Raw genomic sequence first — 25,377 nt, forward strand, 5'->3', positions numbered from 1 at the left:
CCAGGGATCAGGTCGCCGCGGCTGCGCCGATCCCGATGAGGACCAACGCCCCTATCGCGCCCTGATAGAAGCTCTCCCAACTGGGGGCCTCCATCGTTTCCAGCTCCTGGAACCGGATACTGCTCTCGACTTTCTCGCCCATCTAATTCACCTCCTTCGCAACAGACATCGGAGGTCGGCGATCAGGGCCGACCAGCTCAGAACTCCACCGGGAATCGTGGAGCACGACACGGAAGTCGTCTGCGAGGAGGCCCGGCAGCATCGGGTGGCGTCTTCCCCACGCCCTCTCTGTGGCGACGGAGATGCGGTCGATGTCATCGGGGCTCGGTGTCGGAGCGCGCTCGATTCCCCACCGTTCGATCAGGGCCTCGATGCCCGTCGGCGGGTCCAGCGGCAATGCCATCCCGCCCACGACGTTCACCCAGAAGTCCTGGAGACTCTGCCGGTCTCCCCAGCGCACGTCTCCTGCGCAGATCCGCCGCCAGACCGCGCCGATGACCGCCGCCGTGGCGATGATCTTGCGGACCCCCAGCACGAAGGCGATCTCGTTCGCCGCATACCAGTGGCGCGCGCTGTAGGGGTCCGGCCCCCGCAGCGCCGCGCTGCGCTGGGTCGCCGCGCTGAGTCGAGCGAGACGCATCCTTCCCCCGCGCGAGTCCGGGTCACGGGTGGCGGAATCGAGGACGGCTCTCCCGAGCGCGACGGCGTCTCGGTTCTGCCGCGCGCTCCTCCGCGAGCTCGTCGAGGCGCCCGCTACCCGGAGGAAGGCTTCCAATGCTCCCTCCCGGACGGCGGCGTGCGTCAGCGAAGCCAGATTGCCCGGATCGATGATCGCGTGGCGAGGCCTCAGGGCAAGACCGACGATGAGCCGGTATCCGCTGTCGTTCCTGAGCACTCCGACGCTGTTGGTCTCCGACGAGGTGCCGAGCGTCGTCGGCACGGCGATGATGTCGACGGGTGGCAATGCGTGGGGAAGGAGAGTCAGCGCCGACCTCGACGCATGCCCGATGGCGAAGTCGAACACCCGCCCCCGAGCGAGAGCGAGCGCGGCGATCTTGCTGGCGTCGAGAACGGTTCCGCCGCCGACCGCGACGATGACGCTCGGCGATCGACGCACGATCTGTCGGGCCAGTTCGACGACTGCAGCGACGTCGACCGACGACGCATCGATCTGGATCGTCGTGGTCCGGCGCCCGGACGGGAGGGCAACCGGTACCGCCGAATCCACGATCATGAGGCTCTCTCGGTCGGCCGTGAGGTGCTTCGTCAACCGGCCGGTGGCCCCTTCCCCCTGCCACAGGGTGGGAAGTCGACCGAACTCCGCGGTCATCCCTGCACTCCCCGGGCCAGGCCTGCGCGTACGGCCACGTCCACGGCGAGAAGCTCCTCCGCAGTGAATCCGTAGGCCGGGATCAACTCGATGGAGCTGGGGCCCGGTTGCACCAGGACGCCGTTGTCCGCGATCGCGGAGACGACGCGAAGAATGTCGGGCCCAGAGAGCGGGCTCTCGTCCGCGTGGCGGAGCCCGAGTCCCAGGAAGCACCCGCGTCCGGTGATCTCCGCGACCACACCGTCCGCCTCCCACTCGGCCGCGAGGCGAAGCAGGTCGATGCCCAGTGCCTGAGCGGTCGACTCCACATCGATGCGGCGCAGTTCCTCGATCACGGCGAGGATCGCCGCCGCACAAGCCGGCGTCCCCGCCTGGGTCTCGCCATGCACGAACGTCCACCCGCCCCGCACGAACTCCGAGGCGACCCGTTCCCCCACCAGGAGCGCCGCCGCACCCATCGCCCCGTTGGTCAGCGCCTTCGAGAGGATGAGGATGTCCGGTGCCGCAGCCCACCTGTCGGTGGCGAACATCGTCCCGGTGCGGCCGAAGCCCGTCGCGACCTCATCGGCGACGATCAGGAAGCCGTACTCCTCGCGCAGTGCGAGCAGACGCTGGACGAACGCCTCAGACAGCGCGTAGGCGCCGCTGCCCAGCACGGGTTCGACGACGACCGATGCCACGCGCGCCCCCTCCCGCTGCAGCAGCCGTTCGAGCTCCTCGCCGTCGTCGCTGTGGGATACATGCCGCACCGACCGGCGGTCGACGGCGTAGACGGATTGGAGGAGGTCGTCCCCACTCAGGGCGTGACTGCCGTATGCCGTGCCGTGATAGCTGCCTTTCAGGCCCACGATCAACGAGCGGGACGCGAGCCCCTTCTGCGCCCAGTACTGCCTGCCCAGCTTCATCGCCGCGTCGTTCGCCGCCCCTCCCGAGGTCGAGAAGATGACGCGGCGGTAGCGGACGGGGTCCGCGAGCTCGATCAGCGCTTCGGCCGCGCGCTGCGCGTACTCATGGGGCGCGCGGAACAGCGAGAGATAGGAGGCATCGTGATTCGCCCTGTTGACGGCCTCGACGACCGTCGGGTTGCCGAACCCGAGAGGGACGTTCCAGAGACCGCTCGTCGCGCAGAGACGTGTGGATCCGTCAGCGAACTCGATCAGGTTCCCGGCAGCGCCGACGGCGACGCGCTCCGGTGCGAAGGTCGAGTCCGCGGGGAGCATCGAGGTCCACAGCGCGTGCGGCGATGTCATCCTTCGGCCCCGTTCGTCCCGTCAGCGGATCCGGTACGCCGGCCCGTGTGGACGTTGAGAGCGGTGCGGGCTTGCAGGCACAGGTCACGCGCGTCCGGTGACGATGTGCCCCGCAGCCGGGCCACGCGCTCGGTGGCGATCTCGATCGTGCTCGACGTCTGTATCACCGCGATGACCCGGGCCGTCGATGGCGTGAGCAGCTGGCGGCGCAGGGTCCCGGTGTCTGCGAGCATGAAACCGGCGGCGGTCTCGAGCAGAAACGGATCCGCAGTCAACGGTTCGGCATCCGAGAGGTCGTCGTCGATCGGGAACCAGCCGAATCCCGAGACCCGGGCGGCGCCGTTCTCTGCGCGGAGCATCTTCATGAGGTCCGTCGCCTTGAGGTAGCGTCCGATCCACTCCCGCCTCGCGAGGTCGGCGGCGAACCCATCCCCCGTCGCGACCTCTCCCAGCGCCGCGGCCCGGGGCAGCGGGATGGCGAGAACGGACGGCAGGTCGTCGACGGTGCCGATGGTCCGCCCCTGCACGCCGATGCCGACACTGCCGTCCGCACCCACTCGCAGCGCCTTCGGAGTCTTCATCTCCCTCGGGCAGTCCAGGGCGTCGCGGTCCGCGAGCAGCACCCGTGGGTCGATCAACGCCGAGGGAAAGACCCCGGTTCGGCGAGCGAGCTCCGCATCCTCGAGGAAGGCCTGCCCGCTGGATGCGTCGAAGAAGCGCACCACGGTGGGGCCGACGATCTGGACGAACGCAGCAGCGACATAGTCCTGGAGTTCGACGCCGTGTTCGCCGAGGAACAGCTCGTCACCCGCTTCTCGCAGTGCGCCTCGGTAGCGCACCACGCTGCCGAGACCGTCGTACATCCCACTCTCCACCGGCAGGAGGACCACGTCGTCGCCGCGCGCCACCTTCGCGACATCGGCTGCCGGAGCCCCGCTCTCGAGGAGAAACACTCGCGAGTGCCCCTCCCCCTGCCCGGTGATCCATGCGCGGAGTGCCCGCGCTCCGCTGACTTCCCCTGTTTCCACCCGCTCACCGTCGTGCATCACAGTCCCGCCTGCCCGCCCGCGGCGGGATCGAGGCCGACCACCGCCAATCGGCATCGGACCTCCTGCACCAGGGAGGCGACGCTGCTCGTCCCCCTGCCGAGCTCGGCCGCCAGCAATCCGACCGCCGCGGACTCGTCCGCCGTCGCGATCAGGCATTCCGCCGCGCGTGCGCTGTCGATGCCGAGCCGGATCCCGCGCCGGCTCACGGGATCGATCAGCATCCACTCCTCGCCGTCGCCCGTCAGCAGGTACGGGACGCGTGGTGAGACGACTCCCGGAAGCGCGGCGAGTTCGTCGAGAGCCCGCACGAGGTGTCCGCCGAAGCCGGAGATGGCGGGGCGACTCGGAACTCCCGCCCATCGACGCAGCAGGTCAATCGCGCCGATGTACCGTGCGATCCACGGCCGGTCGTCGAGATCGGCCTCCAGCATCCCGCGGTCGACGACGCGCGCGAACGCCCGCCCTCGGCCGGCGCCTTCTCCTGCGCGGGCCTCGATGTCTGCCCGCCCGTCGCCCACCTCGCCGAGCAGGAGCCCGTCGGGCCCGTCCCTGTACTCGCCTTCCGCGGTGACGTGCACGCGGGGCAGGGCCTCTCCCTCGCGGCCGGAGCCGAGGAATGACGGCAGGGAGTCGAGCAGAACCGTGCTGCTGAGCAGCGGATCGATGAAGATCCCGGAGTCCTTCGCCGTATCGGCATCGCTCAGGAACGCGGCCACGCCCGCGGCGTTGCACTGCCGGAAGAGAGTGGGCCCGACGATCGGAAGGAAGGGAGCCGCCACGTACTCCCGGAGTTCGAACGTCTGCCCGCCGTCGAACATGATCCGATCGCCGGGCTCGCGCAGAGCACCGTCGTAGGGGATCACCCGGGAGTCGCTGCTCATGACGACACTGCCCGCGGGAGCGAACACGATGTCGTCGAGGCGGGTCTGGCTCAGCACCGCACCGACGTGGTCACCCGCCTCGACGAAGAACACGGCGCCCGTGACGAGGTTCCGTCTTCCGCTGACGCACTGTTCGAAGGCCGTCGTGGTGCGGTGGCGGTCTCGCGCCGTCGTGATCGAGCTCGCGTCCATGCTCCCCCTCTGGACACCGCACCCCCAGCGAATGCGATCCGTCCTCACATGAGGCTATACAGGTGACGTGTGACGTGCAATATTTCACATCGGTGGACGTTCAGGTCGCGGACCCCAGAGGCCTGTCACGTCGTCGTCCTCGCATCGGATAGGATGGACAGGTTGTTCCCTGGTGACGTGTCCGAGCGGCCGAAGGAGCACGCTTGGAAAGCGTGTGTTGTGCAAGCAACCGCGGGTTCGAATCCCGCCGTCACCGCCAAAAGTGAAAGAGCCTCCGCGCCAGCGGGGGCTCTTTCACTTTTTATCGAGCACCGGGGATTCGGGGAGGAGCGAGCACAGCGAGCACCGGAGTCCCGCCGTCACCGCCAAAAGTGAAAGAGCCTCCGCGCCAGCGGGGGCTCTTTCGCTTCGCCCACGCGATCGTTCGGCGTTCAGTCGTCGAAGCGCACGCCGTAGATCTGTCCGCCGGGCTCGGCCGGGAGACGCGTCATCCCGAGCCGTTCGTAGAAGGCGGCGGCTCCGGTGTTGTTCGGATCGATGCCCAGGTGCAGCCCGCGCACTCCGCGTCGGGTCAGCTCGGCGAACAGCGTTTCGATGAGCTGGCGACCGAGCCCCTGACCCTGGGTCTCGGGAAGCAGGTCGATGTGCAGATGGGCCGGGTGATCCGCGACGTTCGGCTCGATGCCGGCGGCGCGGCTGTAGCCGTAGTCGATCATCCGATCCTCCCGCGTGACCACCTCCGCCGGCCGGGGGTGGCGACCCTCGAGCGTGGGCCACCACTCCTCGCGGAACCAGGTGTAGAAGGCGTCGGTGTCGTCGGTCGCGACGATGTAGCCGATCGTGCGCTCGTCATCGCTCTCGACCACCCAGGCGAGGTCGGGATGACGCTCGGCATAGGGGACGGCGAAGAGGTCGCCCCACAGCGAGTCGTCGGAGAGGACGCCGGTCGCATCCGCCCCGGCGTCGGCCGTCTTCACGCAGATCTCATACAGTGCGGCACGATCGGTGGGGCGGTACGGACGGATGCGAGACACGACGACTCCTCTGGGGACGGGTCTTCTCAGCCTATCGGCGCCTCGACCGCCGACTTCTTCTGCTGCACCCACGGGAGCAACCAGGCGGCGAGCACCAGCACCACGCCGGCGCCGACCAGGGCGCCGCCGAGGGTGTCGCTGGCCCAGTGCACCGAGAGGAAGGTGCGCGAGAGCGCCATCGCGAGCACCCACGCCGCACCCACGATCGCGACCCAGACGCGCGGGAACAGCACCCAGAGCACGAGGGCGATCGTCGCGGCGTTCGCCGTGTGCCCGGAGGGGAACGAGCCGTAGTCGCTCACCACGAGCATGTCGTCGGGCCGCGCCCGCCCGAAGAGCTGCTTGAGCAGTTGCACGCCGGCGGCACTGGCGGCGAAGCAGAGTGCCGCGAACAGCGCGCCACGCCAGCGCCGTGCGAGCACGAGCGCCAGGATCGCCAGCAGCGGCACCCCGAGGATCGCGACCCAGCCGCCGCCGATCCAGTTCAGAACGAGGGCGAAGTCGACCATCCAGTCCGCGCGAACCCCGGCGATCGTCTCGTTCCACCAGTGGTCGAAGCCCGGAGTCTGCGGGTAGGCGAACACGACCACGGCGCCCAGGACCGTTGCGAGCGCGAGGAGGCCCACTCCCCACCACAGCAGCATGCGCCTGTTCATCGTCCTATTCTGTCGGACGACACCTGAAGACTCAGGGAGCGAGCATCCCGACGGTGCGCGGGCGCACGACGAACCACAGCGACAGGATGCCGATCGCGGCACAGCCGACCATGACGGACGCCATGGTGGTCGCGGTGATCCCGGCGTCGTGCGAGAGCCAGCCGACGACGGGCGAGATGAGCCCGGCGACGCCGAAGTTCGTCGCGCCGATGATGGATGCCGCGGTTCCCGCGGCCTTCCCGTGGCGGTCGAGCGCCAGCACCTGCACGTTCGGGAATGTGAAGCCACAAGCAGTCATGAAGACGAACAGCGGGATCACCGTGCCCCACAGGCCGAGGCCGAGCTGGTCGGTGACGATGATCGCGACGCCGGCGAGCAGCAACACTGCGGTCGAGTAGGCCATGACCCACTGCGGTCCGAAGCGTGCGGCCAAGCGGGAGGCGGTCTGCACGCCGACGACCACGCCGAGCGAGTTCACGGCGAAGAGCAGACCGTACTGCTGTGCATCGAGCCCGTGGGTCACCTGGAACAGGAACGGCGATGCCGACAGGTACGAGAACAGACCGGAGAAGGTCATCCCGCCGATGACGAGCACGCCGAGGAACACCCGGTCCGAAAGCACGGAGCGATATCGCTGCAGCATGGTGGCGCCACCGTGACCCTGGCGCCGGGCGACGGGCAGCGTCTCCGGGATGAACAGGATCGTCGACAGCAGCATGACCACGCCGTAGGCCGCGAGCACGCCGAAGATCCCGCGCCACGGCATGAGCGTGAGCAGCCACGAGCCGATAAGGGGCGCGATGACCGGTGCCACGCCCGAGACCAGAGCGAGGCGGGAGAGCATGACGACCAGTCGACGCCCGCCGAACAGGTCGCGCACGATCGCCATGGCCACCACGCCGCCGGCCGCGGCACCCACTCCCATCAGCACGCGGGCGACGCTGAGCAGCCCGAGGTCCGGTGCGAAGGCCGCCCCGACGCTCGCGAGCACGTGCAGCGCGGTGACGGCGATCAGCGGCACGCGACGACCGACCTTGTCGCTGAGCGGTCCGACCACGAGCTGGCCGAGCGCGAACCCGATCATGGTTCCGGTCAGGGTCAGCTGGATCGCGGCGGCCGTGGTCTGGAAGTCCTGCTCCAGCACCGGGAACGCCGGGAGGTAGAGGTCGATCGTGAAGGGGCCGAGGGCGGTGAGCGCGCCGAGCAGGATGATGTACAGCGTGCGGCGGCCCAGGGAGATGGCATCGCCCGGGTGCAGCATGATCGGCGCGGTGGCGGGGTTCGCGCCGAGGGTGCGAATCGCGCCGGTCGCGGTGGGGATGCGGATGCTCCCCGTCGCGGTGCGCTCGGGCTGCGGGATCCGCGATTCGTCGGCGGCAGAATCCCCCGCCTTCACGACGGGGAGGGAATCAGTGCGGGGAGCGTCGGACACGACGTCCTTCCAGAGTTCAGGGGGTGCAAGGGTCGAATCGATTCGACCGGGGAAGCCCCCATGTTACCGCCGCCACGGCCTCGTCCGCCCGCCCACGCGCAGAGCAGAGATGCACCCCCGCGGATGCGAAGGTGCGTCTCTCACGGCCCGGTGCGACGTCAGCGCGAGATGCGGTCGAGTCCCTGCTCGAGGTCGGCGATCAGGTCGCCCGCGTCTTCGATCCCGACGGAGAGGCGCACGATGTTCTCCGGGACCGCGAGCTCGGTGCCGCGCACGGAGGCGTGCGTCATGTCCGGCGGGTATCCGATGAGCGACTCGACGCCACCGAGCGACTCGGCGAGCTGGAACACCGAGGTGCTCTCGACGAAGGCCCGTGCCGCGTCGGCGCCGGCGGCGAGACCGAGCGACAGCATCCCGCCGAAACCGCTCATCTGCTTCGCGGCGATCTCGTGGCCGGGATGCGAGGCCAGTCCCGGGAAGTAGACCTGCGCGAACTCCGGCCGATCCTGCGCCCACTCGGCGATGGCCTGCGCGTTCTCGGAGTGCTGCCGCATCCGCAGCGCCAGGGTCTTGATGCCGCGGGTCGTCAGCCAGGCGTCCAGCGGGGCGGAGACCGCTCCGACCGCGAACTGCTGGAACTTGACCTGATCGAAGAACCGATCATCGCCGAACACGACCGCGCCGCCGAGCACATCCGAGTGCCCGCCCAGGTACTTGGTCGTGGAGTGCACCACCAGGTCGGCGCCGAGCGCGAGCGGCTGCTGCAGCGCCGGCGAGGCGAAGGTGTTGTCCACGACCACGATCAGGCCGGCCGCGTGCGCGATCTCGGCGATCAGAGCGATGTCGACGATCTTCAGGAGCGGATTGCTGGGCGTCTCCAGCCACACGATCTTCGTCTCGGGACGGATCGCCGCGCGGAGCGCATCCACGTCGGAGAGCTCGACCGTCGTGGTCTCGATCCCCCACGGTGCGAGGACCCGGGTGAGCAGCCGGTAGGTGCCGCCGTACACGTCGTTGCCGAGCAGGATGTGGTCGCCGGGCTTGAGGATGCCACGCAGCAGCGCATCCTCCGCGGCGAGTCCCGACGCGAACGAGAGCGCGCTCGCGCCCCCTTCGAGGGCCGCGAGCTGGGTCTCGAGCGAGGACCGCGTGGGGTTGCCCGCACGGTTGTACTCGTAGCCCGCACGCAGGCCGCCGACGCTGTCCTGCACATGCGTCGAGGACTGGTAGATCGGCGGGATGATCGCTCCCGTGACGGGGTCGGGCGCTTGTCCTGCGTGGATGGCTCGGGTGGCGAAAGCGTGATCGGACATGTGTCTCAGCCTACGTCCGCGCCTGCGGGGAGGGCCTCCTGGTTACGCCCCGGGTCGGCCGAGCTCTCGGTGTCTCTCAGCGCGACAGATACGCCAGCAGGTCCTGACGGGTGAGCACGGTGTGCGGCTTGCCGTCTTCGGTCACCAGCAGCGCGTCGGCATCGGCGAGCGCGGCCTTGGCCTGTGCGACGGAGGTGTGGATGCCGACGAGCGGGAGCCTCTCCCCCACGTGCGCGCCCACGGCATCGGTCGCGTTCGCCTCACCGCGGAACAGCAGGTCGAGCAGCCCCTTCTCGTCGACCGTGCCGACCACCTCGCCCATCATGACCGGCGGCTCGGCGCTGAGCACGACCAGCTGCGAGACGTCGTACTCGGTCATCATGCCGATGGCCTCGAGCACGGTGTCGGTCGGGTGGGCGTGCACCAGGTCGGGGATGCCGGCGCCCTGCCGCGACGGACGAGCCGCGAGCACGTCGGCGACGGTCTCCCCGTCCTCCAGCTCGCTGAACCCGTAGGAGCGCATCCATCCGTCGTTGAAGATCTTGCCCAGGTAGCCGCGTCCGCCGTCGGGCAGCAGCACGACCATCACGGCGTCCGCCGGCAGGTCACGCGCGACGCGCAGCGCACCGACGACGGCCATGCCACTCGATCCCCCGACGAGGATGCCCTCCTCGCGGGCGAGGCGCCGGGTCATCGCGAACGCCTCGGCATCGCCGACAGCGACGATCTCGTGCGGCACCGTGGGATCGTACGCACCGGGCCAGATGTCCTCGCCCACACCCTCAACGAGATACGGACGACCGGTGCCGCCGCTGTACACGCTGCCCTCGGGGTCGACCCCGACGATCCGCACCCGCCCTTCCGAGACCTCGCGCAGATACCGCCCCGTCCCCGTGATCGTTCCGCCCGTGCCCACGCCGGCCACGAAATGCGTGACCTCGCCGTCGGTGTCGCGCCAGATCTCGGGCCCCGTGGTCTCGTAGTGGCTGCGCGGACCGTTCGGGTTCTCGTACTGGTTCGGCTTGAAGGCTCCGGGGATCTCGCGGGTCAACCGGTCGCTCACGCTGTAGTACGACTCCGGGCTGTCGGGGGCGACCGATGTGGGGGTCACCACGACCTCGGCACCGTAGGCCCGCAGCACGTCGATCTTGTCTTCGCCGACCTTGTCCGGCAGCACGAACACGCACTTGTAGCCCCGCTGCTGGGCGACCAGGGCCAGGCCGACTCCGGTGTTGCCGCTGGTGGGTTCGACGATCGTCCCCCCGGGCTTCAGATCGCCGGATGCCTCCGCGGCGTCGATGATCCGCGCGGCGATGCGATCCTTCGAGGAACCGCCGGGGTTCAGGTACTCGAGCTTCACGAGCACCGTGCACGCGACGCCCTCGGTGACGTGCTGCAGCTTCACGAGGGGCGTGTCGCCGACGAGGTCGACGATCGAGTCTGCGTACTTCATGCCTTCAGGGTAGACGCGCGGATGCCGCAGACGGGGATGTGTTTCACCCGACCGCGGCATCCGTTCGTCCGAAATGCCCCCTGTGTCTTCCGAAGCGTCAGCCCTTCGTCGATCCCGCCAGCAGGCCGCGGACGAAGTAGCGCTGCAGTGCGAAGAAGACGATCAGCGGCACGATGATCGACACGAAGGCGCCCGCCGTGAGCAGGTACCAGTCGTTTCCTCTCGTGCCCGTGATCTCGGCCAACAGCTTCGTGATCGGCGCCGCGGCGCCGTCGGCGAACACCAGCGCCACGAGCAGATCGTTCCACACCCACAAGAACTGGAAGATCGCGACAGAAGCGATCGCCGGCATCGTGAGAGGCAGCACCACGCGGAAGAAGATCTGCCCACGGGACGCACCGTCGACGCGCGCGGCCTCGATGATCTCTCCGGGGATCTCCGACATGAAGTTGTGCAGCAGGTAGATCGCCAGGGGGAGAGCGAACATCGAGTGAGCGATCCACACCTGGGCGTAGCCCGAGGAGGCACCGAGCGGGGTCGTGACCTGCAGCCCGAAGAGGTTGATCCCTCGGGAGAACGAGCTCAGCAGTGGCACCAGCGCCATCTGGATCGGCACGATCTGCAGCGCGAACACGAAGATGAACAGCGCGTTGCGCCCCTTGAAGTCGATCCACGCGAACGCATAGGCCGCCATGGACGCGATCATCAGCGGCACGATGGTGGCGGGGATCGTGATCGCGATCGAGTTGACGAACGACTCCAGGATCGTGAGCTGCGTCGTGCCGGACTGGAGCACGTCGACGTAGTTCTCGAGCGTCACCTGCGGGTCGGCGAAGAAGGTCCACCAGCCGGTCGTCTGGATCTGGTCCCTCGGCCGGAACGACGAGATGAACAGCCCGAGCGTCGGAATCGTCCACAAAAACGCGATGACGATGGACGCCACCGACGCCCACGGACGGGACAGGCGCTTGCGGGTGCGACCGGCGGCGCCGTCGAACCCGCCGCCGGTGGTGATCGCGCGCGTGCTGACGGCGGCGTCTGACTTCACGGTGTCGGTCATCGGATCTCCCGCTGCTTCTTGATCTGGCGCGCGTTGTAGATCACGATCGGCAACACCAGGATGAACAGGATGACGGAGAGCGCGGCACTGCGTCCCGCCTCGAACTTCGAGAACTGCGTGTACATCTCGTTCGCGAGGGTCGACGTGCCGTAGTTGCCGGCGGTCATCGTGCGCACGATGTCGAACACCTTCAGCGAGGCGATCGAGATGGTCGTGAGCACCACGATGAGCGCCGGGCGGATCGCAGGGACCGTCACCGAGATGAACCGCTGCCACGCGTTCGCGCCGTCCAGCTCGGCCGCTTCCAGCAGCTCCGCCGGTACGCCCTTGATCGATGCGGACAGCACCACCATCGCGAAACCGGTCTGCACCCAGATCAGCACGACGATCAGGAACAGGTTGTTCCACGGCTCATTGAGCAGCCACTGCTGCGGCGTGCCACCGAACCACACGAGGAGCTGGTTGAGCAGACCGATCTGCTCGTACTGCGGGCCACGGTACTCGTAGATGAATCGCCAGATGATGCTCGCCCCGACGAAGGAGATGGCCATCGGCATGAAGACCAGCACCTTGTAGATCTTCTCGCCCCGGGTGCGATCGATGAACACGGCGTACGCGAGGCCGACGATCGTGGAGACCGTCGGAACCAGGAGCACCCAGATGATCGTGTTGATGACGGCGGTGATGCCGTCGGATTGCGTGAAGATCCAGAGGTAGTTCGACAGGCCGACGAACTCCTTCCCCGAGGAGTTCATGAACGACGAGAACATCGTCTGGATCGACGGCAGGACGAGACCGATGATCAGCAACAGCAGCGCCGGAGCCATGAAGGCCACGAGCTGGATCAGATATCCCGCGCCATCGCGGGAACGGTAGTCGAGCCAGAAGAACAAGGCGCCGACGGCGACGGCGACTCCCATCGCCCAGTAATAGGAGTTGAAGAAGAACATCACCGCGAGCGGGATGAGCAGGCACATCGCCAATCGGACGAACGTGTAGACCTTCCCCCTACGGGGAGCGATGTCCACCAGGAGCAGGATGATCGCCACGACCACCGCGAAGGCGATGACCACGGCGACGGCCTGCAGGACCGGCGGGAGCGAGCCGATCCATTTGAAGAAATTAGTCGCGTTCACGGATTCCCCTTCATCACGCGGACCGGATCATCGACGCACACGTCGGAGTGCGCGCCGTGGGGTCAGAGGGGCCGCCCCGGTGCGGGGCGGCCCCTCTGCTGGATCAGCTGCTCGGCCAGCCGGTCTCGATCTGCGTGAGCACCTCATCGGTCGAGGTGCCGTTGACCCATGCGACCATGCCCTTCCAGAACGTTCCGGCACCGACGGCACCGGGCATCAGGTCGGACGCGTCGAATCGGAAGGTGGTGTCCGGGTCCTGCAGGATCTTGATGGTCTCCTGGAGGATCGGGTCCTTCGCGTTCGCGGGGTCGAGGCCGTTGTTCGCGGAGGTCACGCCGCCGAGGCTGACGCGGCTGTTCGCCCACTCAGGGCTGGACAGGTACGCGAGCACCTTCTGCGTCGCCTCGGAGTCGCTGAACCCGCCGACGATCTCACCGGCACCCGTCACGGCCGTGTCGCCCTCGGTCTCGCCCGGCAGCATGAATGCCCAGACGTCGCCGTCCTCCGCGACCTTCGTGCCGTCGGGGAAGAAGCCCGACAGGAACGAGGCCTGGTGGGTCAGCGCGCACTCGCCGCCGGCGAGCTTCGGAGCGACATCTCCGAACGCGGTGGAGTTGATGGAGCGCACGTCACCGAAGCCGGCGTTGACGTTGGCCGGGTTGAGCAGGATGCCGCCGACCGAGTCGAACGCCTGCTTGATCTGCGGGTCGGTGAACTTGACCTCGTTCGTGACCCACTGGTCGTAGACGTCCGGTCCGGACTGACGCAGCACGTAGTCCTCGATCCAGTCCGTTCCCGGCCAGCCGGTCGCGGTGCCCGATTCGAAGCCGGCGCACCATGCGGGGGTTCCGGTGGTCGCCTGGATCTTCTCGGTGAGGGCGGTCATCTCGTCGAGCGTCTTGGGAACCTCGACGCCCCACTCCTTGAACTTCGCCGGCGAGTACCAGATCCAGCCCTTGACGTTCGCCATCAGCGGGGCGCCGTAGAAGGTGCCGTCGACGGTGCCGTAGTTCACCCAGTCTTCGGTCCAGTACTCGTTGGCGTTCTTCTCGACCTCTTCGGGTGCGGGCTTCAGGTAGTCGCGGTCCGCGAAGTCCTTGAACAGTCCCGGCTGCGGGAAGATCGCGATGTCCGGCGGGTTGCCGCCCTGGGCGCGCGTGCCGAGCTGGGTCTCGAAGTCCTGGCTGCCCTCGTACTTGATCGTGATGCCGTTCTCGTCGGCCCAGTCCTTCCAGGACTCCTGGAGGAGCTTCGCCTCGTCATCGACGATCGTTCCGTAGATGGTGACGGTGGCATCGCCCCCATCGCCGCCGTCGGTGCCCGGTGCCCCTCCGGGAGCCCCGCATCCGGCGAGCGCGATGCCCGCGACCCCCAGCAGGGCGAGCGGCGCGTAACGCCGGGAACGCTGTGACAGAGCCATGTGAATTCTCCTCTTCGAGTACAGGTTCCCGACTGGTGCGACGCCACCCCGGGGCATCGTTAGGGAACCGATTCCAGGCCAACCTACTGGCCATGCGCACCCCCGCACAACACGCTAGGGTCACAAGCTCGCAACCATTCGACGTGCTCGCGCCCCCGACGTGGGAGCGCTCCCTCGCTTCCGCTCTGGAACCGGTTCCTTTTTCGTATGCCGGCGACTACGATTTGACGCGGCGCGCACCCCCGCGTCGGGGCCACGCAGCTGCGTGATCAGGTCGAGGAGGACCGATGAGCACGATCGCGGACGTCGCGTCGCGTGCCGGCGTATCGAAGGCCACCGCCAGTCGCGCCCTGAGCGGCCGCGGGTACGTGTCGGAGACCACCCGGCAGCGCGTCGAGGACGCCGCTCGCGATCTCTCCTATGTCGCCCACTCCTCCGCGACGAGCCTGGCCACCGGGCGCACGCAGACCGTGGGCGTCGTGATGCCGCCCGTGGACCGCTGGTTCTTCGCCGAGCTGCTCGCCGGCGTGCAGGAATCGCTCTTCGCCCTCGACTACGACCTGTCGCTCTACGGCGTGCCGGAAGGGTCGCAGACCAGGGAGCGGCTGTTCGAGAGCGTGCTCCCCGGCCGGCGGTTCGACGGGATCATCGCGGTCGGCATCCAGCCGAGCGCCCGGGAGCTCGAGCGCCTGCAGCAGACCGGGCGGCCGCTCGTGAGCGTCGGACCGTACAGCGAGGGTTCCAGCGCGGTGTCGATCGACGACACGGCCGCCGCGCGCATCGCGACCGAGCACCTCATCGAGCTCGGGCACACCGACATCGCCTTCGTCGGCGGATCGACGGACGCGGCCACGCTGAGCTACGGTGACGCGCAGCGGCTGGAGGGTTATCGCGGCGCATTGCAGGCGGCCGGAATCGCGGCTCATGCGCGCGTCGCCGGCGGGTCTCCGACGATGCCCGGCGGGTACACCGCGGCAGCGGGACTGCTGGGAGACCGACGGCGGAGGCCGACGGCGATCGTGGGAGTGTGCGATGAAGCCGCGATCGGGGCGATCATCGCCGCGCGGCGACTCGGAATCGCCGTGCCGACCGAGCTCAGCGTCGTCGGCATCGATGATCACGAACACGCCGACATGTTCGCGCTGACCACGATCGGACAGTCACCGCGCGACCAGGGACATGAGGCGGTGCGCCTCCTGACGCAGCGGATGGAGCACCCCGACGCACCGCTGGAGCGCATCTACGCGGCGTCGGCCCTCGTCGTGCGCAGCTCGACGGCTCCTCCGCGCTGACTTCGCAGCATGCCGGGATGCAGGCCGGGCCGCGGCCCGGGCTCCTGGGTGCACCGGGAGGACAGCCCCGGGAAGCGTCGGCAACGGCGGAAACCACCCGGAACGCACGAAGGCCCCGGGGCGAACCCGGGGCCTTCGACGAGAAACGCGTGAGCGTCGCGATTACTTGAGGGTAACCGTGGCGCCTGCCTCTTCGAGAGCAGCCTTGGCCTTCTCGGCGGTCTCCTTGTTGGCGCCCTCAAGGACGGCCTTCGGGGCACCGTCGACGACAGCCTTGGCCTCGCCGAGACCCAGCGAGGTGAGCTCGCGGACGGTCTTGATGACCTGGATCTTCTTGTCGCCAGCAGCCTCGAGGATGACGTCGAAGGAGTCCTTCTCTTCCTCAGCCTCAGCAGCGCCTGCGCCACCCGCGGCACCGGCGACGGCGACGGGAGCAGCAGCGGTGACCTCGAACTTCTCCTCGAACGCCTTCACGAACTCGTTGAGCTCGATGAGGGTCAGGCCGGCGAACTGCTCGAGCAGTTCCTCGGTGGAAAGCTTCGCCATGATGTATCTCCTAGATAGATGGGGTTTGTAGACGAGATCGCAGGTCGCTTACGCGGCCTCTGCGGTCTCCAGCTTTTCGCGAAGAGCATCGATGGTGGCGGCAGCCTTGCCCATCGTCGCCTTCATCATGCCCGCAGCCTTCGCCAGCAGAACCTCACGGCTCTCGAGCGCGGCGTACTTGTTGACCTCGTCCGCGGTGAGGGCGTTGCCCTCGAAGATGCCGGACTTGATCACGAGAAGCGGGTTGGCCTTGGCGAAGTCACGCAGAGCCTTGGCGGTGGCGACGAAGTCACCGTGCACGAACGCGACAGCCGACGGACCCTTGAGGTCGTCGTCCAGCGCGGAGATGCCAGCCTTGTTGGCGGCGATCTTGGTCAGCGTGTTCTTCACCACGGCGTACTCAGCGTCCTGACGGATGCTGTTGCGCAGCTCCTTGAGCTGGGCAACCGTCAGACCGCGGTACTCGGTCAGCAGAACGGCAGTCGAGTTCTCGAATGACTTCGTGAGCTCGGCGACCGATGCATCCTTCTGCGCCATGGTCACTCCTTGGTGTGTACGAGGCGCCGCACGGTGGTGAGGCGCCGACCTGGACCACCTGCAAGAGAAAAAGCTCCGGCGCAAGCGCACGGAGCTTTGAAAGTTCGTGGCCTGCGCGGGCCCCTGCTATGCAGAGCTTCGATCGCTGCATGCTTGCGCACACGACGATGACCAGCGGTCTTCGGTTCGAGATAACTGTACCCCACCCGCCCCGCTCCCCCAAATCCCCACCCCTCCGCCACCGTCCGTCCTCCGTCCTCCGTCCTCCGCCTCTCCGCCCTCCGCCGAGCGCACCGGATCTCAACGAGTGCACGGGTTCCCAGCACGAAGTTGCCGTGCGCTCGGCGAGATCCCGTGCACTCGACGCGACAACCTGGCAGCGGGGCGACTCAGGGTGGGGTGATGTGGAAGGAAGAGAGGCGTGTAGCCAAGGCAGCGGGGGTTGCGATGCGCTCAGACCCCCACCGCGCGAAGCCCCAACGGGTTCGACCCCGGATCCAGTCCTCTCGCTGCTTCTCTGCCAACAGCACCTGCTCGAGCGTGCGCTCCGAGCGCAGCGCTTCATCGAGGTATTTGGTCTTTCCATCGAACTCGCCGAAGCTGCGGACATCGGTAAGCCCGAAGTCGACGAAGTACTGCGTGCCGTCCGGTCCGTCGACCGGAACCTGCAGCTCGGGGTCGGCGAAGCCGAGTCTGCGCAGTTGCAGTCGGCTCACGCTCTCGCCGGGAAGCTGCGCCCGCCCATCGGCGAACTCCGCCACCCACCGTGCCTGACGGATCCCCCGGGCACCTCCGGCCTCGCTCAGCCTCTCGCCGAGTCCACGACGCCACGCGACGACAGCATCCAGGTCCCACTCCCATTGCCGCTCGGCAATCTGCCGCTCCGCCGCATCAGCCGCTGCGACGGCCGCGGCCACCGGCAGCGAGCGGATGAGATCGAAGACCGTTCGCGACAACGACGTGCATCGGATCCCGCCGCGCACTGTGACGTCGGCGGCCGGCAGGGGAGCGACATGACGGAACACATCCGGTGCACTCGAGATGCGCCTCGGCGTCGCCGTCGTCATGTGCACGCGGGCGGGCCGCATCGCGTAGAGCGGCAAACCCCAGAGCACGGCGGCGGACGCGTGCGACATCACGGCTGGCCCCCGTGCGTCGCGCGCCACCGCGATGACATGGGCGTGGTGCCTCTGCTCCGGCCACAGATTCTCCCGAGCAGTCGAAGACATGAACCATCCACGGCGGAAGGCGAAAAGCTCTCCTTCCCGCACGGCAGCGGTGATCCTCCGATCCGTCCATCCGTGTTGGAGGAGGTCTGCGCGCGAGCGGACGAGCTGAGTAAGAGCGGGTGATACGTGCGGCATGCCCCATGGTTGCCTCTCGCCACCCCTCACTTTCCCTCTTTCCCCACCCTCCCCCGCCGTCCCTCCGTTTCCTCGTCCGTTCTGCGAATGTGCAGGAGAACTGGCACGCTCGTCGCGTGCACGGGATGTCGCCGAATGGACGGCGTACTCACGTACAGGTCCCGTGCGCTCGACGAGATGCCGTGCACTCGACGGCGAAACGAGGCAGGGAGCGGCAGGGAGCCGCAGGGGCGGGGCGGGGCGAGGGCGGGAGGGCGGGAGGGCGGCGTGTACGGGAGGGAGGGTCGGCGCGCGGGGTTAGGGTCGAAGGGTGACCCCGGAACTCTCTGCACGCATCGTCGCGGACTCCCGCGACCGCGTGGCATGGTTGCGTGCGCGCTCGCGGGGCATCACGGCCACCGACGTGGCAGGTCTCACCTCGGAGAAGTCGATCGCCCGCGCGGCCGACTCCAAGCTCGGCGGCGGACCCCGCTTCGGCGGCAACGCCTACACCGATCATGGTCGACGACGCGAGCCCGAGATCGCGGCATGGGTCGCGGCCACCCATGGCATCCTTCCCTCCTCCGCACTGTTCCGCGCCGAGGTCGAGCACCGGCACCTGGCCACCCCTGACGGCATCGCGGTCGACGCCGACGGACGCGTGAAGCTCGCCGAGATCAAGACCACGAACAAGGCGTTCCGGGGTATCCCGCGCACCTACCTCCGTCAGGTGTGGTGGCAGCAGCACGTGCTCGGTGCCGAGCGGACCCTGTTCGTCTGGGAAGAGCACGTCGACTTCGCCCCGATCCACGATGAGCCGCGCTGCGTGTGGATCGACCGCGATGACCGCGAGATCGCGAAGCTCGTCGGCCTCGCCACGGATCTCATCGATGAGCTCTACCGACGCACCACCGGCCAGCAGGTTCCGAGCCGGGTGATGGATGCCGCCGCGAGCCGGCGCGAACAGCTCCGTGAACGCGACGCGTTCCGCGCGCTGGCCCTCGCCGACTGATCCGACCCCGCCGAGGCCGAGCCCGGCCTCACGTGCAGGTGTTGTTGCCACCGAGACCGAGCAGACCTCCGACCGAGAGCGTGCGTGTCGCGGCCGGTGAGACCCACGACGTTCCCGCGTAGATCGTCTCGACCTTCACCGCGTTGGACGATCCAAGAAGACTCCCCAGCAGCGTGTTCAGCAATCCGGAGCTGATCGTGGACGAGTAGGTGTAGGGGCCGGATCCGCTCTGCGTGACGTTGCTGTTGTCGACGACGACGTTGTTGATCGACAGCCGCTGCTGCACGGTCAGGTAGGGCGATGTCCACGTGATGGTGAAGCCGGTGAACGTGCCGAGGAAGCTCGTCACCGTGCACGAGGTGACCACGGGGGCGGCCAGGGTCGCCGCGGTGAACGTGCGCGTCGCATACTCGCTGTCGGTGAATGCGGCGTCGGTGACCTGCACAGCGGGCGTCGAGGCGACGCCGACGAGCACGACGAGGCCGAGGGCTCCTGCCAGGATGCGTGCGCGCGTCGGCCGCCTCATCGTCGACTCCGCGTCTCTGACGTCGCGCGTCGACGCCGACCCGCGAGTGCGATGCCCGACGCCACCAGCGCCGAGCCGGCCATGACCGCCCACGGCATGCCCTGTGGCAGCCCCGTCGTCGCGAGGCCGCCGTCCGACCCCACGATCACCGTCTCGCCCGCCCCCTGCGCGTGCACGCGCACATCGGTGCTGCCCGCACCCGCACCCCCGGAGGGATCCAGGAAGATCGCGAGGCGAAGATGCGCCGTCTCGGTGTCGGCGACCTGTGCGAGCGGGATCTCGACCCCGTCGCGCGGGATGCTCCACGCCGTACGAAGCGTGGCGGCACCATGGGGACATCCGGCGTCGGTCCATTCCTGCAGGCACAGGGAGACGTCGAGGAGCAGCTGCGCATCACCCGTCGCGCTGACCGCGATCCGCACGACCCCCGGATCCGGGGCATCGGCACTCACCGCGATGTCCCATTCCACCGGCTGTCCCGGCAGCAGACTGCTGGCTGCCGTCCAGTCCGCGACGGAGACGAGGCGCAGGACCGACCCCTGGATGATCTGCGTCGTCGGCGCACCCCATGCGGCCGTCGGCATCGTGACCACCGGCATCGTGACCGCGAGGACGGAGAGCAGGACGACGGCGAGCGCGCGCCTCATGGCCCGTTCCCGTCGGGATCGCGCCCGGACCGGCGCTGCCCGCGCGGCCAGAACGCCCAGACGACCAGCGACGTCGCCGCAACTGTCAGGGCTCCCAGCACGATCGGGTTCCCCATACCCGCGACGACGAGCGCGATACCGGGAACGGAGAACAGCACCTTCCGCACCGATGTCACCGAGTAGGGGAAGGGATCGTCTGCGGCGTTCGCGTCGCCACGCATCGTGATCACCCGTTCATCCGCGCTCGCACCCCGGACGATCGTGGTGACGCGGTGGGTCACCGGCAGCTCCCCTTCGCGGTCGACGGTCACGACGTCGCCGACCTCGATCTCGGTCGCCGGGACGCGCTGCACCACCGCGACGGAGCCCGCGGGGATCGTTGGGGACATCGACCCTGTGCGGAACATGATGAGCGTGATCTGCGCCGTGAAAGCGAGCACGACGAGCAGGATGCAGATCGCCCCGGCGACCGCGGCCATCCAGAGCAGCGCGTCGCCGATCACACGCCCCGGCCGCATGCCGGTATGTACCCTCGCCGCGGTCGCGTGGGGTTCGACCGCGGCGAGGGACGTCTCTTTCTCGCGCAGGCTCCTTCGCGTCATGGGGGTCGTCATCTCGTCCTCCTCCCTGCCATCCGCGCCTACGACGACGTTCCGAGGAACTGCCAGGTCTGCGTCATCGAGAGTCCCTGCGCGGCGTTCGGGGCCGTCGTCGGGAGGGTGACCGCGAAGCAGTAGTTGACCTGAGCCGCACCGTTCGCCGTCACCGCCTGCGTCCCCGACCCCCCGGCGGTGAGCGCCGACCCGTCCGCGACGACGGCCGTCCCCGCCGCGTACGTGGTCGCGTTGCAGGTGGTGCCCGCGATCGTGCGCACACCGTAGGTGAGATACGTCGCGAGCCCCGTGCCGCCGGGTGTTCCCGCGGTCAGCTGGAGGGTTCCCGCCACCGAGGGGTTCGCCGTCTTCACGCTGAACAGCGCATACGTCGCGTTCCCCGGCGCCATCGCGGTGGGTGCGAGCTGGAAGTTCAGGGTCGCCGCCGCGCCCGTGGTGGCGTGACTCGAGAACGTGGAACCGTCGACCGCTCCGACGATGTCGAATCTCCCGGCCGTGAAGCTGGCGGATCCGTACTCGGAGTCATTCCAGGCGGCGAGGGTGGCGGCGACGCCGATGCCGAGCACGAGCCCGCCCGCGAGGACGGCTCTCAGCCGACGGGAGCGCAGCCGCCGCCTCTCCCGCACATCTCTGCGGGTGACCATCACATGCTCAGTTCGTCGACGTGGCCGTGAACTTCCAGGTGGCGTTGGTCACCAGGCTCGGCGTGAGCGACGCATCCGCCGTCACCTTGAAACACAACTGCACCGCCGTGCCGGGCACGGCCGATGTGCCGCCGGCCGTGAGCGGAACCTGCGTCACGCCGGTCTGCACATCGAGCGTCGCTCCGGTCGCGATGGGCGTGCCCGTGGCACTCGCCGCGTTGCACGTGGCGCCCGGCGCGAGCTGGTAGATCGAGTACGACAGATGACCGGTGTTCGAACTCGCGGCGGGGTCGGCCGTCGTGCCGTCGGCGACGAGGTTCGCTCCGCTCGTGGTGCCGGCTGCGAGGCGCACCCAGAATCCGGCGTAGACCGAACTCGTCGGCGACATGTTGCCCACGAGCCCCGCCGGCAGGGTGAAGGCGAGAGTCGCCGCGGTGCCGGCGGAGTTGTGGTCGGCGTACGCGGTGCCGTCGGTGGACCCCTGCAGATTGAATGCGCCCGCGGTGAACGTGCCGTTCGCGAACTCGGAGTCGTTCCAGACCGCGAGCGTCACTGCGGTGCCGATGCCGAGCACGAGTCCACCGGCCAGTACCGCCAGGACCTTGCGCTGGGTTGCCTTGGTTGCCATGTCGCTTCCCCCTCAGGAATTCGTGAACCACGCGAATGCCTGTCGTCCGGTCGCCCCTCAACGACCCCGCATCCGCGCGTTTGCGCCATCCTCTCCCCGCCTCATCCGCAGAACAAGGCGATTTCGCGCACGACATTCGCTCATCCCGCGCAGATCCGAATCCCTCTCGAAGATCGTTGACGTATATCAACGATCGGCGTATAGTTGACGCAGTTCAACCATCTCGTGCGCGCCAGAGCTGTCGCAGCATCTCCACCACCCTTCTGCGAAAGGTCACGCATGACCACGGATTCCCCCGTCAAGATGACGCATCGCCAGGTGCTCGAAGCCCTCACCGGCCTCCTCCTCGGCATGTTCGTCTCGATGATCGCGACCACGGTGGTCTCCACCTCGATGCCGGTCATCGTGCACGACCTCGGCGGCGACCAGGCCGCCTACACCTGGGTCATCACGGCGACGCTCCTCACCACCGCGATCTCGACCCCGATCTGGGGCAAGCTCGCCGACCTGTTCAATCGCAAGCTGTTGATCCAGATCGCGATCATCGTCTTCGTCGGAGCGACCGCTGCGGCCGGATTCGCGCAGGACACCAACACCCTCATCGCCTTCCGCGCCATCCAGGGCATCGGCGGCGGTGGGCTCGCCGCCCTCAGCCAGGTCATCATGGCCGACATCATCAGCCCGCGCGAGCGCGGCCGCTACATGGGTCTGTTCGGTGCCGTGATGGCTGTCGCCACCGTGGGCGGCCCGCTGCTCGGCGGATGGATCACCGACGTCGCCAACTGGCGCTGGAACTTCTTCGTCGCCCTCCCCTTCGCCGTGGCCGCACTGATCATCCTGCAGAAGACTCTGCACATCAGCACCGAGCGCACCCGCAAGGTGTCGATCGACTACGTCGGCATCGTGCTGCTGTCGGCCGCCGTCTCGCTGATCCTCATCTGGATCACCAACGCCGGCTCGACGTTCGACTGGTGGAGCACAGAGACCGTGCTCATGGTCGGCGGCGCCATCGTCTCGGCCATCGCCTTCATCATCGTCGAGCTCAAGGTGCGCGAGCCGCTCATCCCGCTCACGCTGTTCCGCGGCCGCACCTTCACCCTCTCGGTGCTCGCGTCGATCTCGATCGGCGTCGCGATGTTCGGCACCTCGGTGTACCTCGCGCAGTACATGCAGCTCTCCCGCGGTGCGACGCCGACCGAGGCCGGGCTCATGACCCTGCCGATGATGGCCGGCCTCCTGATCTCGTCGATGGTCATCGGCCAGCTCGTCACCCGTTTCGGCAAGTGGAAGGGCTACCTGATCCTCGGGTCCGTGCTGCTGATCGCGGGCTCCGTGATGCTGTCCACGTTGCACTACGACACGAACTTCGTCCTCGTCTCGATCTACATGTTCGTGATGGGCGCGGGCGTCGGCATGACCATGCAGAATCTCGTGCTCATCGTGCAGAACGTCGCGAAGCCCAGCGAGATGGGCGTCGCGAGCTCGGGCGTGACCTTCTTCCGCAGCCTCGGCGGCACGATCGGCGTCTCCGTCATGGGCGCCGTGCTCGCGAACAGCCTCACCGGTCTGTTCAGCGACGGCAAGGAGCGCATCGGGGCAGCGATCGCCCAGCTCGGCGACAAGGGCGCCGAAGTCGCCGCACAGCTCTCCAGCGGAACACTGCCGGAGGTCCGACTCCTCCCGGAACCGGTGCGCTCGATCATCGAGGACTTCTACGCCCAGGCCATCTCGCACGCGTTCCTGATCGGCATCCCGCTCGCGGTGATCAGCCTCATCGCGATCCTGTTCCTGCCGAACCGACCGCTGACGACGATGACCACGACGGAGCGCGCCCAGGCGGACGCCGCGAAGAAGAAGCCCGTCGACGGCAGCGTCGACGGCGCGGTCGACGTGGCGATCGCCGACGCGACTGCGCTCTCCGGTGCCCCGACGACCGGTACCGTGACGGTCGTCGACCGCGCAGGTGACCGTGGGGACGGCGCCTCCGATGCCCGACGCTGAGAAAGACATCGACACCCCGGAGGCGCGGGCCGAAGCGGTCCGCGCCCTCGAGGCGGAGTTCAGTGAGCTGATCACGCACTTCCGCCGCGTCATCACCGAGAACGCCCATCGGGTGAGCCCCGGTCTGCTGCCCGGCGCCTACAAGATCTTCACGACGATCGCCCGATGCGAACGGGTGACCGTGTCGACGCTGTCCGAGCGGATGCTCATGGACAAGGGACAGGTCAGCCGCACGGTGCGCGAGCTGGAGGAACTCGGTCTGATCGAGCGCACCGCCGACCCCGCCGACGGCCGTTCGTCCCTCCTGGAGCTCACGCCCCTCGGCACGGAGCGGTTGTCAGCGGCTCGACTGCCGCAGGAGGGCCTGCTGCTGCGCACGCTCGAGCAGTGGAGCCTCACCGACATCGGCAACCTCACCCGGCTGCTGCACGCCCTCGGTTCGGGCGTGACGCCGGGTTCGTCCGCCGCCGAGTGATCGGGGCGCCGCCGAGCACGCGCCGGGCCTCGGTGGCGACCTCCGCGGCGATCGTGTCGAGCAACTCCGAGCGCAGGTTCCACTGCTGCCAATAGAGCTGCACGCGCAGGGTCGGTCCCCCCAACGGCACGAGCCCAGCCGACTCCTGCAACAACGGCACCATCCCCCAACCGAGCCCCAGGGTGACGGCGAGGGCGTAGTCATGGGATGCCGGGACGTAGTGCCGCGGCACGCCCTCCTGCGCGACCGACATCGCCCTGAGCCATTCGTGCTGCAGCGTATCTCGACGGTCGAAGTCGACGAACGGCGCGGCCGTCAACGCGGTCGATGTCACTCCCTTCGGGAACCATCGGGCGGCGAACCCCGGCTCTGCCATCGCCCGATACTCGAGCACTCCGAGCGGCGACACCGAGCAGCCGGAGACCGGAGTCTCCTCGCTCGTGACGGCCGCCATCACCGTCCCCGATTCCAGCAGACGGGCGGTGAAGTTCTGGTCGTCTCGATGCAGGTCGAAGTCGATGTCGTGCGCGGCGGACAGGCGCGCGAGCGGAGCGAGGAACCACGTCGCCATCGAGTCGGCGTTGACCGCGAGGGGGATGCTGATCCTGCGCGCCCCGCCGGCCTCGTCGATACCCACGCCGGCCAGCGCATCATGCTCCAGCAGAGCGACCTGCCGCGCCAGACGGACGACCGCCTCCCCCGCCTGCGTCAGCCGTGCGGGCTTGGTGCGCACGACCAGGATGCGCCCCAGCTGCTGCTCGAGAGTCTTCAACCGCTGACTCACCGCGGAAGGAGTGATCTGCAGTCGCCTCGAGGCGGCATCCAGTGTCCCTTCGTCGACGATGGCGGCGAGGGTGGCCGCGAGTTCGGGATCGATTCGCACATCAGTGATGCTAATGGTTCGGT

General features: G+C 68.3%; 26 protein-coding genes and 1 tRNA gene. 5 read left to right on the top strand and 22 right to left on the bottom strand.

What is annotated here, in order from left to right:
• Positions 1-7: 7 nt before the first annotated feature.
• The 5 genes from mpaA1 to mpaB (GZ64_RS0114630) are packed head-to-tail and all read right to left on the bottom strand — an operon-like array spanning position 8 to position 4,702.
• The gene (gene mpaA1 / locus GZ64_RS20280) at positions 8-142 is read right to left on the bottom strand and encodes an MpaA1 family daptide-type RiPP (protein WP_021199159.1); all 135 of its coding nucleotides are present in this window, start codon (positions 140-142) and stop codon (positions 8-10) included.
• Positions 143-1,330 carry a daptide-type RiPP biosynthesis dehydogenase gene (gene mpaC / locus GZ64_RS0114615; protein ID WP_029267302.1) on the bottom strand — a complete coding sequence of 396 codons (1,188 nt, stop codon included), beginning with the start codon at positions 1,328-1,330 and terminating at the stop codon, positions 143-145.
• Positions 1,327-2,580, bottom strand: a complete 1,254-nt coding sequence (gene mpaD, locus GZ64_RS0114620; protein WP_029267304.1) for a daptide-type RiPP biosynthesis aminotransferase — start codon at positions 2,578-2,580, stop codon at positions 1,327-1,329. The genes mpaC and mpaD overlap by 4 nt, the downstream gene beginning before the upstream one ends.
• A complete protein-coding gene (mpaB, locus tag GZ64_RS0114625; protein ID WP_029258734.1) occupies positions 2,577-3,626 on the bottom strand; it encodes a daptide biosynthesis RiPP recognition protein in 1,050 nt (349 codons plus the stop codon). Before mpaB (GZ64_RS0114625) ends, mpaD begins: the two co-directional genes overlap by 4 nt.
• A complete protein-coding gene (gene mpaB / locus GZ64_RS0114630) occupies positions 3,626-4,702 on the bottom strand; it encodes a daptide biosynthesis RiPP recognition protein (RefSeq protein ID WP_029267306.1) in 1,077 nt (358 codons plus the stop codon). The genes mpaB (GZ64_RS0114625) and mpaB (GZ64_RS0114630) overlap by 1 nt, the downstream gene beginning before the upstream one ends.
• Positions 4,703-4,873: 171 nt before the next feature.
• Here mpaB (GZ64_RS0114630) and GZ64_RS0114635 point away from each other — a divergent pair.
• Positions 4,874-4,961 (top strand) — tRNA-Ser (locus GZ64_RS0114635).
• 172 nt (positions 4,962-5,133) lie between these two features.
• Here the strand turns inward: GZ64_RS0114635 and GZ64_RS0114640 are convergent.
• The 8 genes from GZ64_RS0114640 to GZ64_RS0114675 all read right to left on the bottom strand — a co-directional run bounded on the left by GZ64_RS0114640 (position 5,134) and on the right by GZ64_RS0114675 (position 14,206).
• The gene (locus tag GZ64_RS0114640; protein ID WP_029258736.1) at positions 5,134-5,736 is read right to left on the bottom strand and encodes a GNAT family N-acetyltransferase; all 603 of its coding nucleotides are present in this window, start codon (positions 5,734-5,736) and stop codon (positions 5,134-5,136) included.
• Between the two features lie 26 nt (positions 5,737-5,762).
• Positions 5,763-6,392, bottom strand: coding sequence for a phosphatase PAP2 family protein (locus GZ64_RS0114645; protein WP_029258737.1), 630 nt, complete (start codon positions 6,390-6,392; stop codon positions 5,763-5,765).
• A gap of 31 nt (positions 6,393-6,423) precedes the next feature.
• Positions 6,424-7,824: a multidrug effflux MFS transporter gene (locus GZ64_RS0114650; RefSeq protein ID WP_029258738.1), complete on the bottom strand. Its 1,401-nt coding sequence runs from the start codon at positions 7,822-7,824 to the stop codon at positions 6,424-6,426.
• Positions 7,825-7,982: 158 nt separating this feature from the next.
• On the bottom strand, positions 7,983-9,137 hold the full coding sequence (locus GZ64_RS0114655; RefSeq protein WP_029267308.1) for a cystathionine gamma-synthase: 1,155 nt from the start codon (positions 9,135-9,137) through the stop codon (positions 7,983-7,985).
• Positions 9,138-9,213: 76 nt separating this feature from the next.
• Positions 9,214-10,590 (bottom strand): cystathionine beta-synthase, encoded by a 1,377-nt coding sequence (locus GZ64_RS0114660; RefSeq protein WP_029267310.1) that lies wholly within the window; start codon positions 10,588-10,590, stop codon positions 9,214-9,216.
• Between the two features lie 97 nt (positions 10,591-10,687).
• Positions 10,688-11,650, bottom strand: coding sequence for a carbohydrate ABC transporter permease (locus GZ64_RS0114665; protein WP_021199170.1), 963 nt, complete (start codon positions 11,648-11,650; stop codon positions 10,688-10,690).
• Positions 11,647-12,786, bottom strand: coding sequence for a carbohydrate ABC transporter permease (locus tag GZ64_RS0114670; RefSeq protein WP_029267312.1), 1,140 nt, complete (start codon positions 12,784-12,786; stop codon positions 11,647-11,649). Before GZ64_RS0114670 ends, GZ64_RS0114665 begins: the two co-directional genes overlap by 4 nt.
• Positions 12,787-12,889: 103 nt before the next feature.
• Positions 12,890-14,206 (bottom strand): ABC transporter substrate-binding protein, encoded by a 1,317-nt coding sequence (locus GZ64_RS0114675; RefSeq protein ID WP_021199172.1) that lies wholly within the window; start codon positions 14,204-14,206, stop codon positions 12,890-12,892.
• Between the two features lie 287 nt (positions 14,207-14,493).
• Here GZ64_RS0114675 and GZ64_RS0114680 point away from each other — a divergent pair, with 287 nt between their 5' ends.
• Entirely contained in the window at positions 14,494-15,498 is a 1,005-nt protein-coding gene (locus GZ64_RS0114680; protein WP_029258743.1) for a LacI family DNA-binding transcriptional regulator, read from the top strand.
• A gap of 162 nt (positions 15,499-15,660) precedes the next feature.
• On the opposite strand, the gene rplL is transcribed toward GZ64_RS0114680, so the two are convergent.
• From rplL to GZ64_RS19510, 3 genes are all read right to left on the bottom strand, one after another.
• On the bottom strand, positions 15,661-16,044 hold the full coding sequence (gene rplL, locus GZ64_RS0114685) for a 50S ribosomal protein L7/L12 (protein WP_017829128.1): 384 nt from the start codon (positions 16,042-16,044) through the stop codon (positions 15,661-15,663).
• 48 nt (positions 16,045-16,092) lie between these two features.
• Entirely contained in the window at positions 16,093-16,581 is a 489-nt protein-coding gene (gene rplJ / locus GZ64_RS0114690; RefSeq protein ID WP_017829129.1) for a 50S ribosomal protein L10, read from the bottom strand.
• A gap of 389 nt (positions 16,582-16,970) precedes the next feature.
• The gene (locus tag GZ64_RS19510; protein ID WP_051668084.1) at positions 16,971-17,810 is read right to left on the bottom strand and encodes a hypothetical protein; all 840 of its coding nucleotides are present in this window, start codon (positions 17,808-17,810) and stop codon (positions 16,971-16,973) included.
• 445 nt (positions 17,811-18,255) lie between these two features.
• On the opposite strand from GZ64_RS19510, the gene GZ64_RS0114700 reads away from it, so the two are divergent.
• Positions 18,256-18,936: a YqaJ viral recombinase family protein gene (locus GZ64_RS0114700; RefSeq protein WP_029267314.1), complete on the top strand. Its 681-nt coding sequence runs from the start codon at positions 18,256-18,258 to the stop codon at positions 18,934-18,936.
• 28 nt (positions 18,937-18,964) lie between these two features.
• Here the strand turns inward: GZ64_RS0114700 and GZ64_RS0114705 are convergent, their stop codons facing one another.
• The 5 genes from GZ64_RS0114705 to GZ64_RS0114725 are packed head-to-tail and all read right to left on the bottom strand — an operon-like array spanning position 18,965 to position 21,995.
• Positions 18,965-19,462, bottom strand: coding sequence for a hypothetical protein (locus GZ64_RS0114705; RefSeq protein WP_029267316.1), 498 nt, complete (start codon positions 19,460-19,462; stop codon positions 18,965-18,967).
• Complete coding sequence (locus tag GZ64_RS0114710) at positions 19,459-20,109, bottom strand: LPXTG cell wall anchor domain-containing protein (protein ID WP_029267318.1); 651 nt, start codon at positions 20,107-20,109, stop codon at positions 19,459-19,461. The genes GZ64_RS0114705 and GZ64_RS0114710 overlap by 4 nt, the downstream gene beginning before the upstream one ends.
• Positions 20,106-20,723 (bottom strand): signal peptidase I, encoded by a 618-nt coding sequence (locus GZ64_RS0114715; protein ID WP_029267320.1) that lies wholly within the window; start codon positions 20,721-20,723, stop codon positions 20,106-20,108. Before GZ64_RS0114715 ends, GZ64_RS0114710 begins: the two co-directional genes overlap by 4 nt.
• A gap of 26 nt (positions 20,724-20,749) precedes the next feature.
• Complete coding sequence (locus GZ64_RS0114720; protein ID WP_029267322.1) at positions 20,750-21,367, bottom strand: SipW-dependent-type signal peptide-containing protein; 618 nt, start codon at positions 21,365-21,367, stop codon at positions 20,750-20,752.
• A 7-nt stretch (positions 21,368-21,374) separates the two neighbouring features.
• Positions 21,375-21,995, bottom strand: coding sequence for a SipW-dependent-type signal peptide-containing protein (locus GZ64_RS0114725; protein ID WP_029258901.1), 621 nt, complete (start codon positions 21,993-21,995; stop codon positions 21,375-21,377).
• A gap of 279 nt (positions 21,996-22,274) precedes the next feature.
• Between GZ64_RS0114725 and GZ64_RS0114730 the strand changes: the two genes are divergently transcribed.
• Positions 22,275-23,996: an MDR family MFS transporter gene (locus GZ64_RS0114730; protein WP_029267324.1), complete on the top strand. Its 1,722-nt coding sequence runs from the start codon at positions 22,275-22,277 to the stop codon at positions 23,994-23,996.
• On the top strand, positions 23,983-24,471 hold the full coding sequence (locus GZ64_RS0114735; RefSeq protein ID WP_029258903.1) for a MarR family winged helix-turn-helix transcriptional regulator: 489 nt from the start codon (positions 23,983-23,985) through the stop codon (positions 24,469-24,471). The genes GZ64_RS0114730 and GZ64_RS0114735 overlap by 14 nt, the downstream gene beginning before the upstream one ends.
• Here GZ64_RS0114735 and GZ64_RS0114740 read toward each other — a convergent pair.
• Positions 24,410-25,354, bottom strand: coding sequence for a LysR family transcriptional regulator ArgP (locus GZ64_RS0114740; RefSeq protein ID WP_029267326.1), 945 nt, complete (start codon positions 25,352-25,354; stop codon positions 24,410-24,412). The genes GZ64_RS0114735 and GZ64_RS0114740 overlap by 62 nt on opposite strands.
• Positions 25,355-25,377 lie beyond the last annotated feature (23 nt).

The organism is Microbacterium sp. Cr-K32, from assembly GCF_000708345.1.
Lineage (GTDB): Bacteria > Actinomycetota > Actinomycetes > Actinomycetales > Microbacteriaceae > Microbacterium > Microbacterium maritypicum_A.

Excerpts from the sequence above, each read along its gene's own strand:
- mpaA1 (WP_021199159.1), bottom strand. The coding sequence starts at position 142 with ATGGGCGAGAAAGTCGAGAGCAGTATCCGGTTCCAGGAGCTGGAAACG.
- mpaC (WP_029267302.1), bottom strand. The coding sequence starts at position 1,330 with ATGACCGCGGAGTTCGGTCGACTTCCCACCCTGTGGCAGGGGGAAGGG.
- mpaD (WP_029267304.1), bottom strand. The coding sequence starts at position 2,580 with ATGACATCGCCGCACGCGCTGTGGACCTCGATGCTCCCCGCGGACTCG.
- mpaB (WP_029258734.1), bottom strand. The coding sequence starts at position 3,626 with ATGCACGACGGTGAGCGGGTGGAAACAGGGGAAGTCAGCGGAGCGCGG.
- mpaB (WP_029267306.1), bottom strand. The coding sequence starts at position 4,702 with ATGGACGCGAGCTCGATCACGACGGCGCGAGACCGCCACCGCACCACG.
- GZ64_RS0114645 (WP_029258737.1), bottom strand. The coding sequence starts at position 6,392 with ATGAACAGGCGCATGCTGCTGTGGTGGGGAGTGGGCCTCCTCGCGCTC.
- GZ64_RS0114655 (WP_029267308.1), bottom strand. The coding sequence starts at position 9,137 with ATGTCCGATCACGCTTTCGCCACCCGAGCCATCCACGCAGGACAAGCG.
- GZ64_RS0114660 (WP_029267310.1), bottom strand. The coding sequence starts at position 10,590 with ATGAAGTACGCAGACTCGATCGTCGACCTCGTCGGCGACACGCCCCTC.
- GZ64_RS0114665 (WP_021199170.1), bottom strand. The coding sequence starts at position 11,650 with ATGACCGACACCGTGAAGTCAGACGCCGCCGTCAGCACGCGCGCGATC.
- GZ64_RS0114675 (WP_021199172.1), bottom strand. The coding sequence starts at position 14,206 with ATGGCTCTGTCACAGCGTTCCCGGCGTTACGCGCCGCTCGCCCTGCTG.
- GZ64_RS0114680 (WP_029258743.1), top strand. The coding sequence starts at position 14,494 with ATGAGCACGATCGCGGACGTCGCGTCGCGTGCCGGCGTATCGAAGGCC.
- rplL (WP_017829128.1), bottom strand. The coding sequence starts at position 16,044 with ATGGCGAAGCTTTCCACCGAGGAACTGCTCGAGCAGTTCGCCGGCCTG.
- rplJ (WP_017829129.1), bottom strand. The coding sequence starts at position 16,581 with ATGGCGCAGAAGGATGCATCGGTCGCCGAGCTCACGAAGTCATTCGAG.
- GZ64_RS19510 (WP_051668084.1), bottom strand. The coding sequence starts at position 17,810 with ATGTCTTCGACTGCTCGGGAGAATCTGTGGCCGGAGCAGAGGCACCAC.
- GZ64_RS0114705 (WP_029267316.1), bottom strand. The coding sequence starts at position 19,462 with ATGAGGCGGCCGACGCGCGCACGCATCCTGGCAGGAGCCCTCGGCCTC.
- GZ64_RS0114710 (WP_029267318.1), bottom strand. The coding sequence starts at position 20,109 with ATGAGGCGCGCGCTCGCCGTCGTCCTGCTCTCCGTCCTCGCGGTCACG.
- GZ64_RS0114715 (WP_029267320.1), bottom strand. The coding sequence starts at position 20,723 with ATGACGACCCCCATGACGCGAAGGAGCCTGCGCGAGAAAGAGACGTCC.
- GZ64_RS0114720 (WP_029267322.1), bottom strand. The coding sequence starts at position 21,367 with ATGGTCACCCGCAGAGATGTGCGGGAGAGGCGGCGGCTGCGCTCCCGT.
- GZ64_RS0114725 (WP_029258901.1), bottom strand. The coding sequence starts at position 21,995 with ATGGCAACCAAGGCAACCCAGCGCAAGGTCCTGGCGGTACTGGCCGGT.
- GZ64_RS0114730 (WP_029267324.1), top strand. The coding sequence starts at position 22,275 with ATGACCACGGATTCCCCCGTCAAGATGACGCATCGCCAGGTGCTCGAA.
- GZ64_RS0114735 (WP_029258903.1), top strand. The coding sequence starts at position 23,983 with ATGCCCGACGCTGAGAAAGACATCGACACCCCGGAGGCGCGGGCCGAA.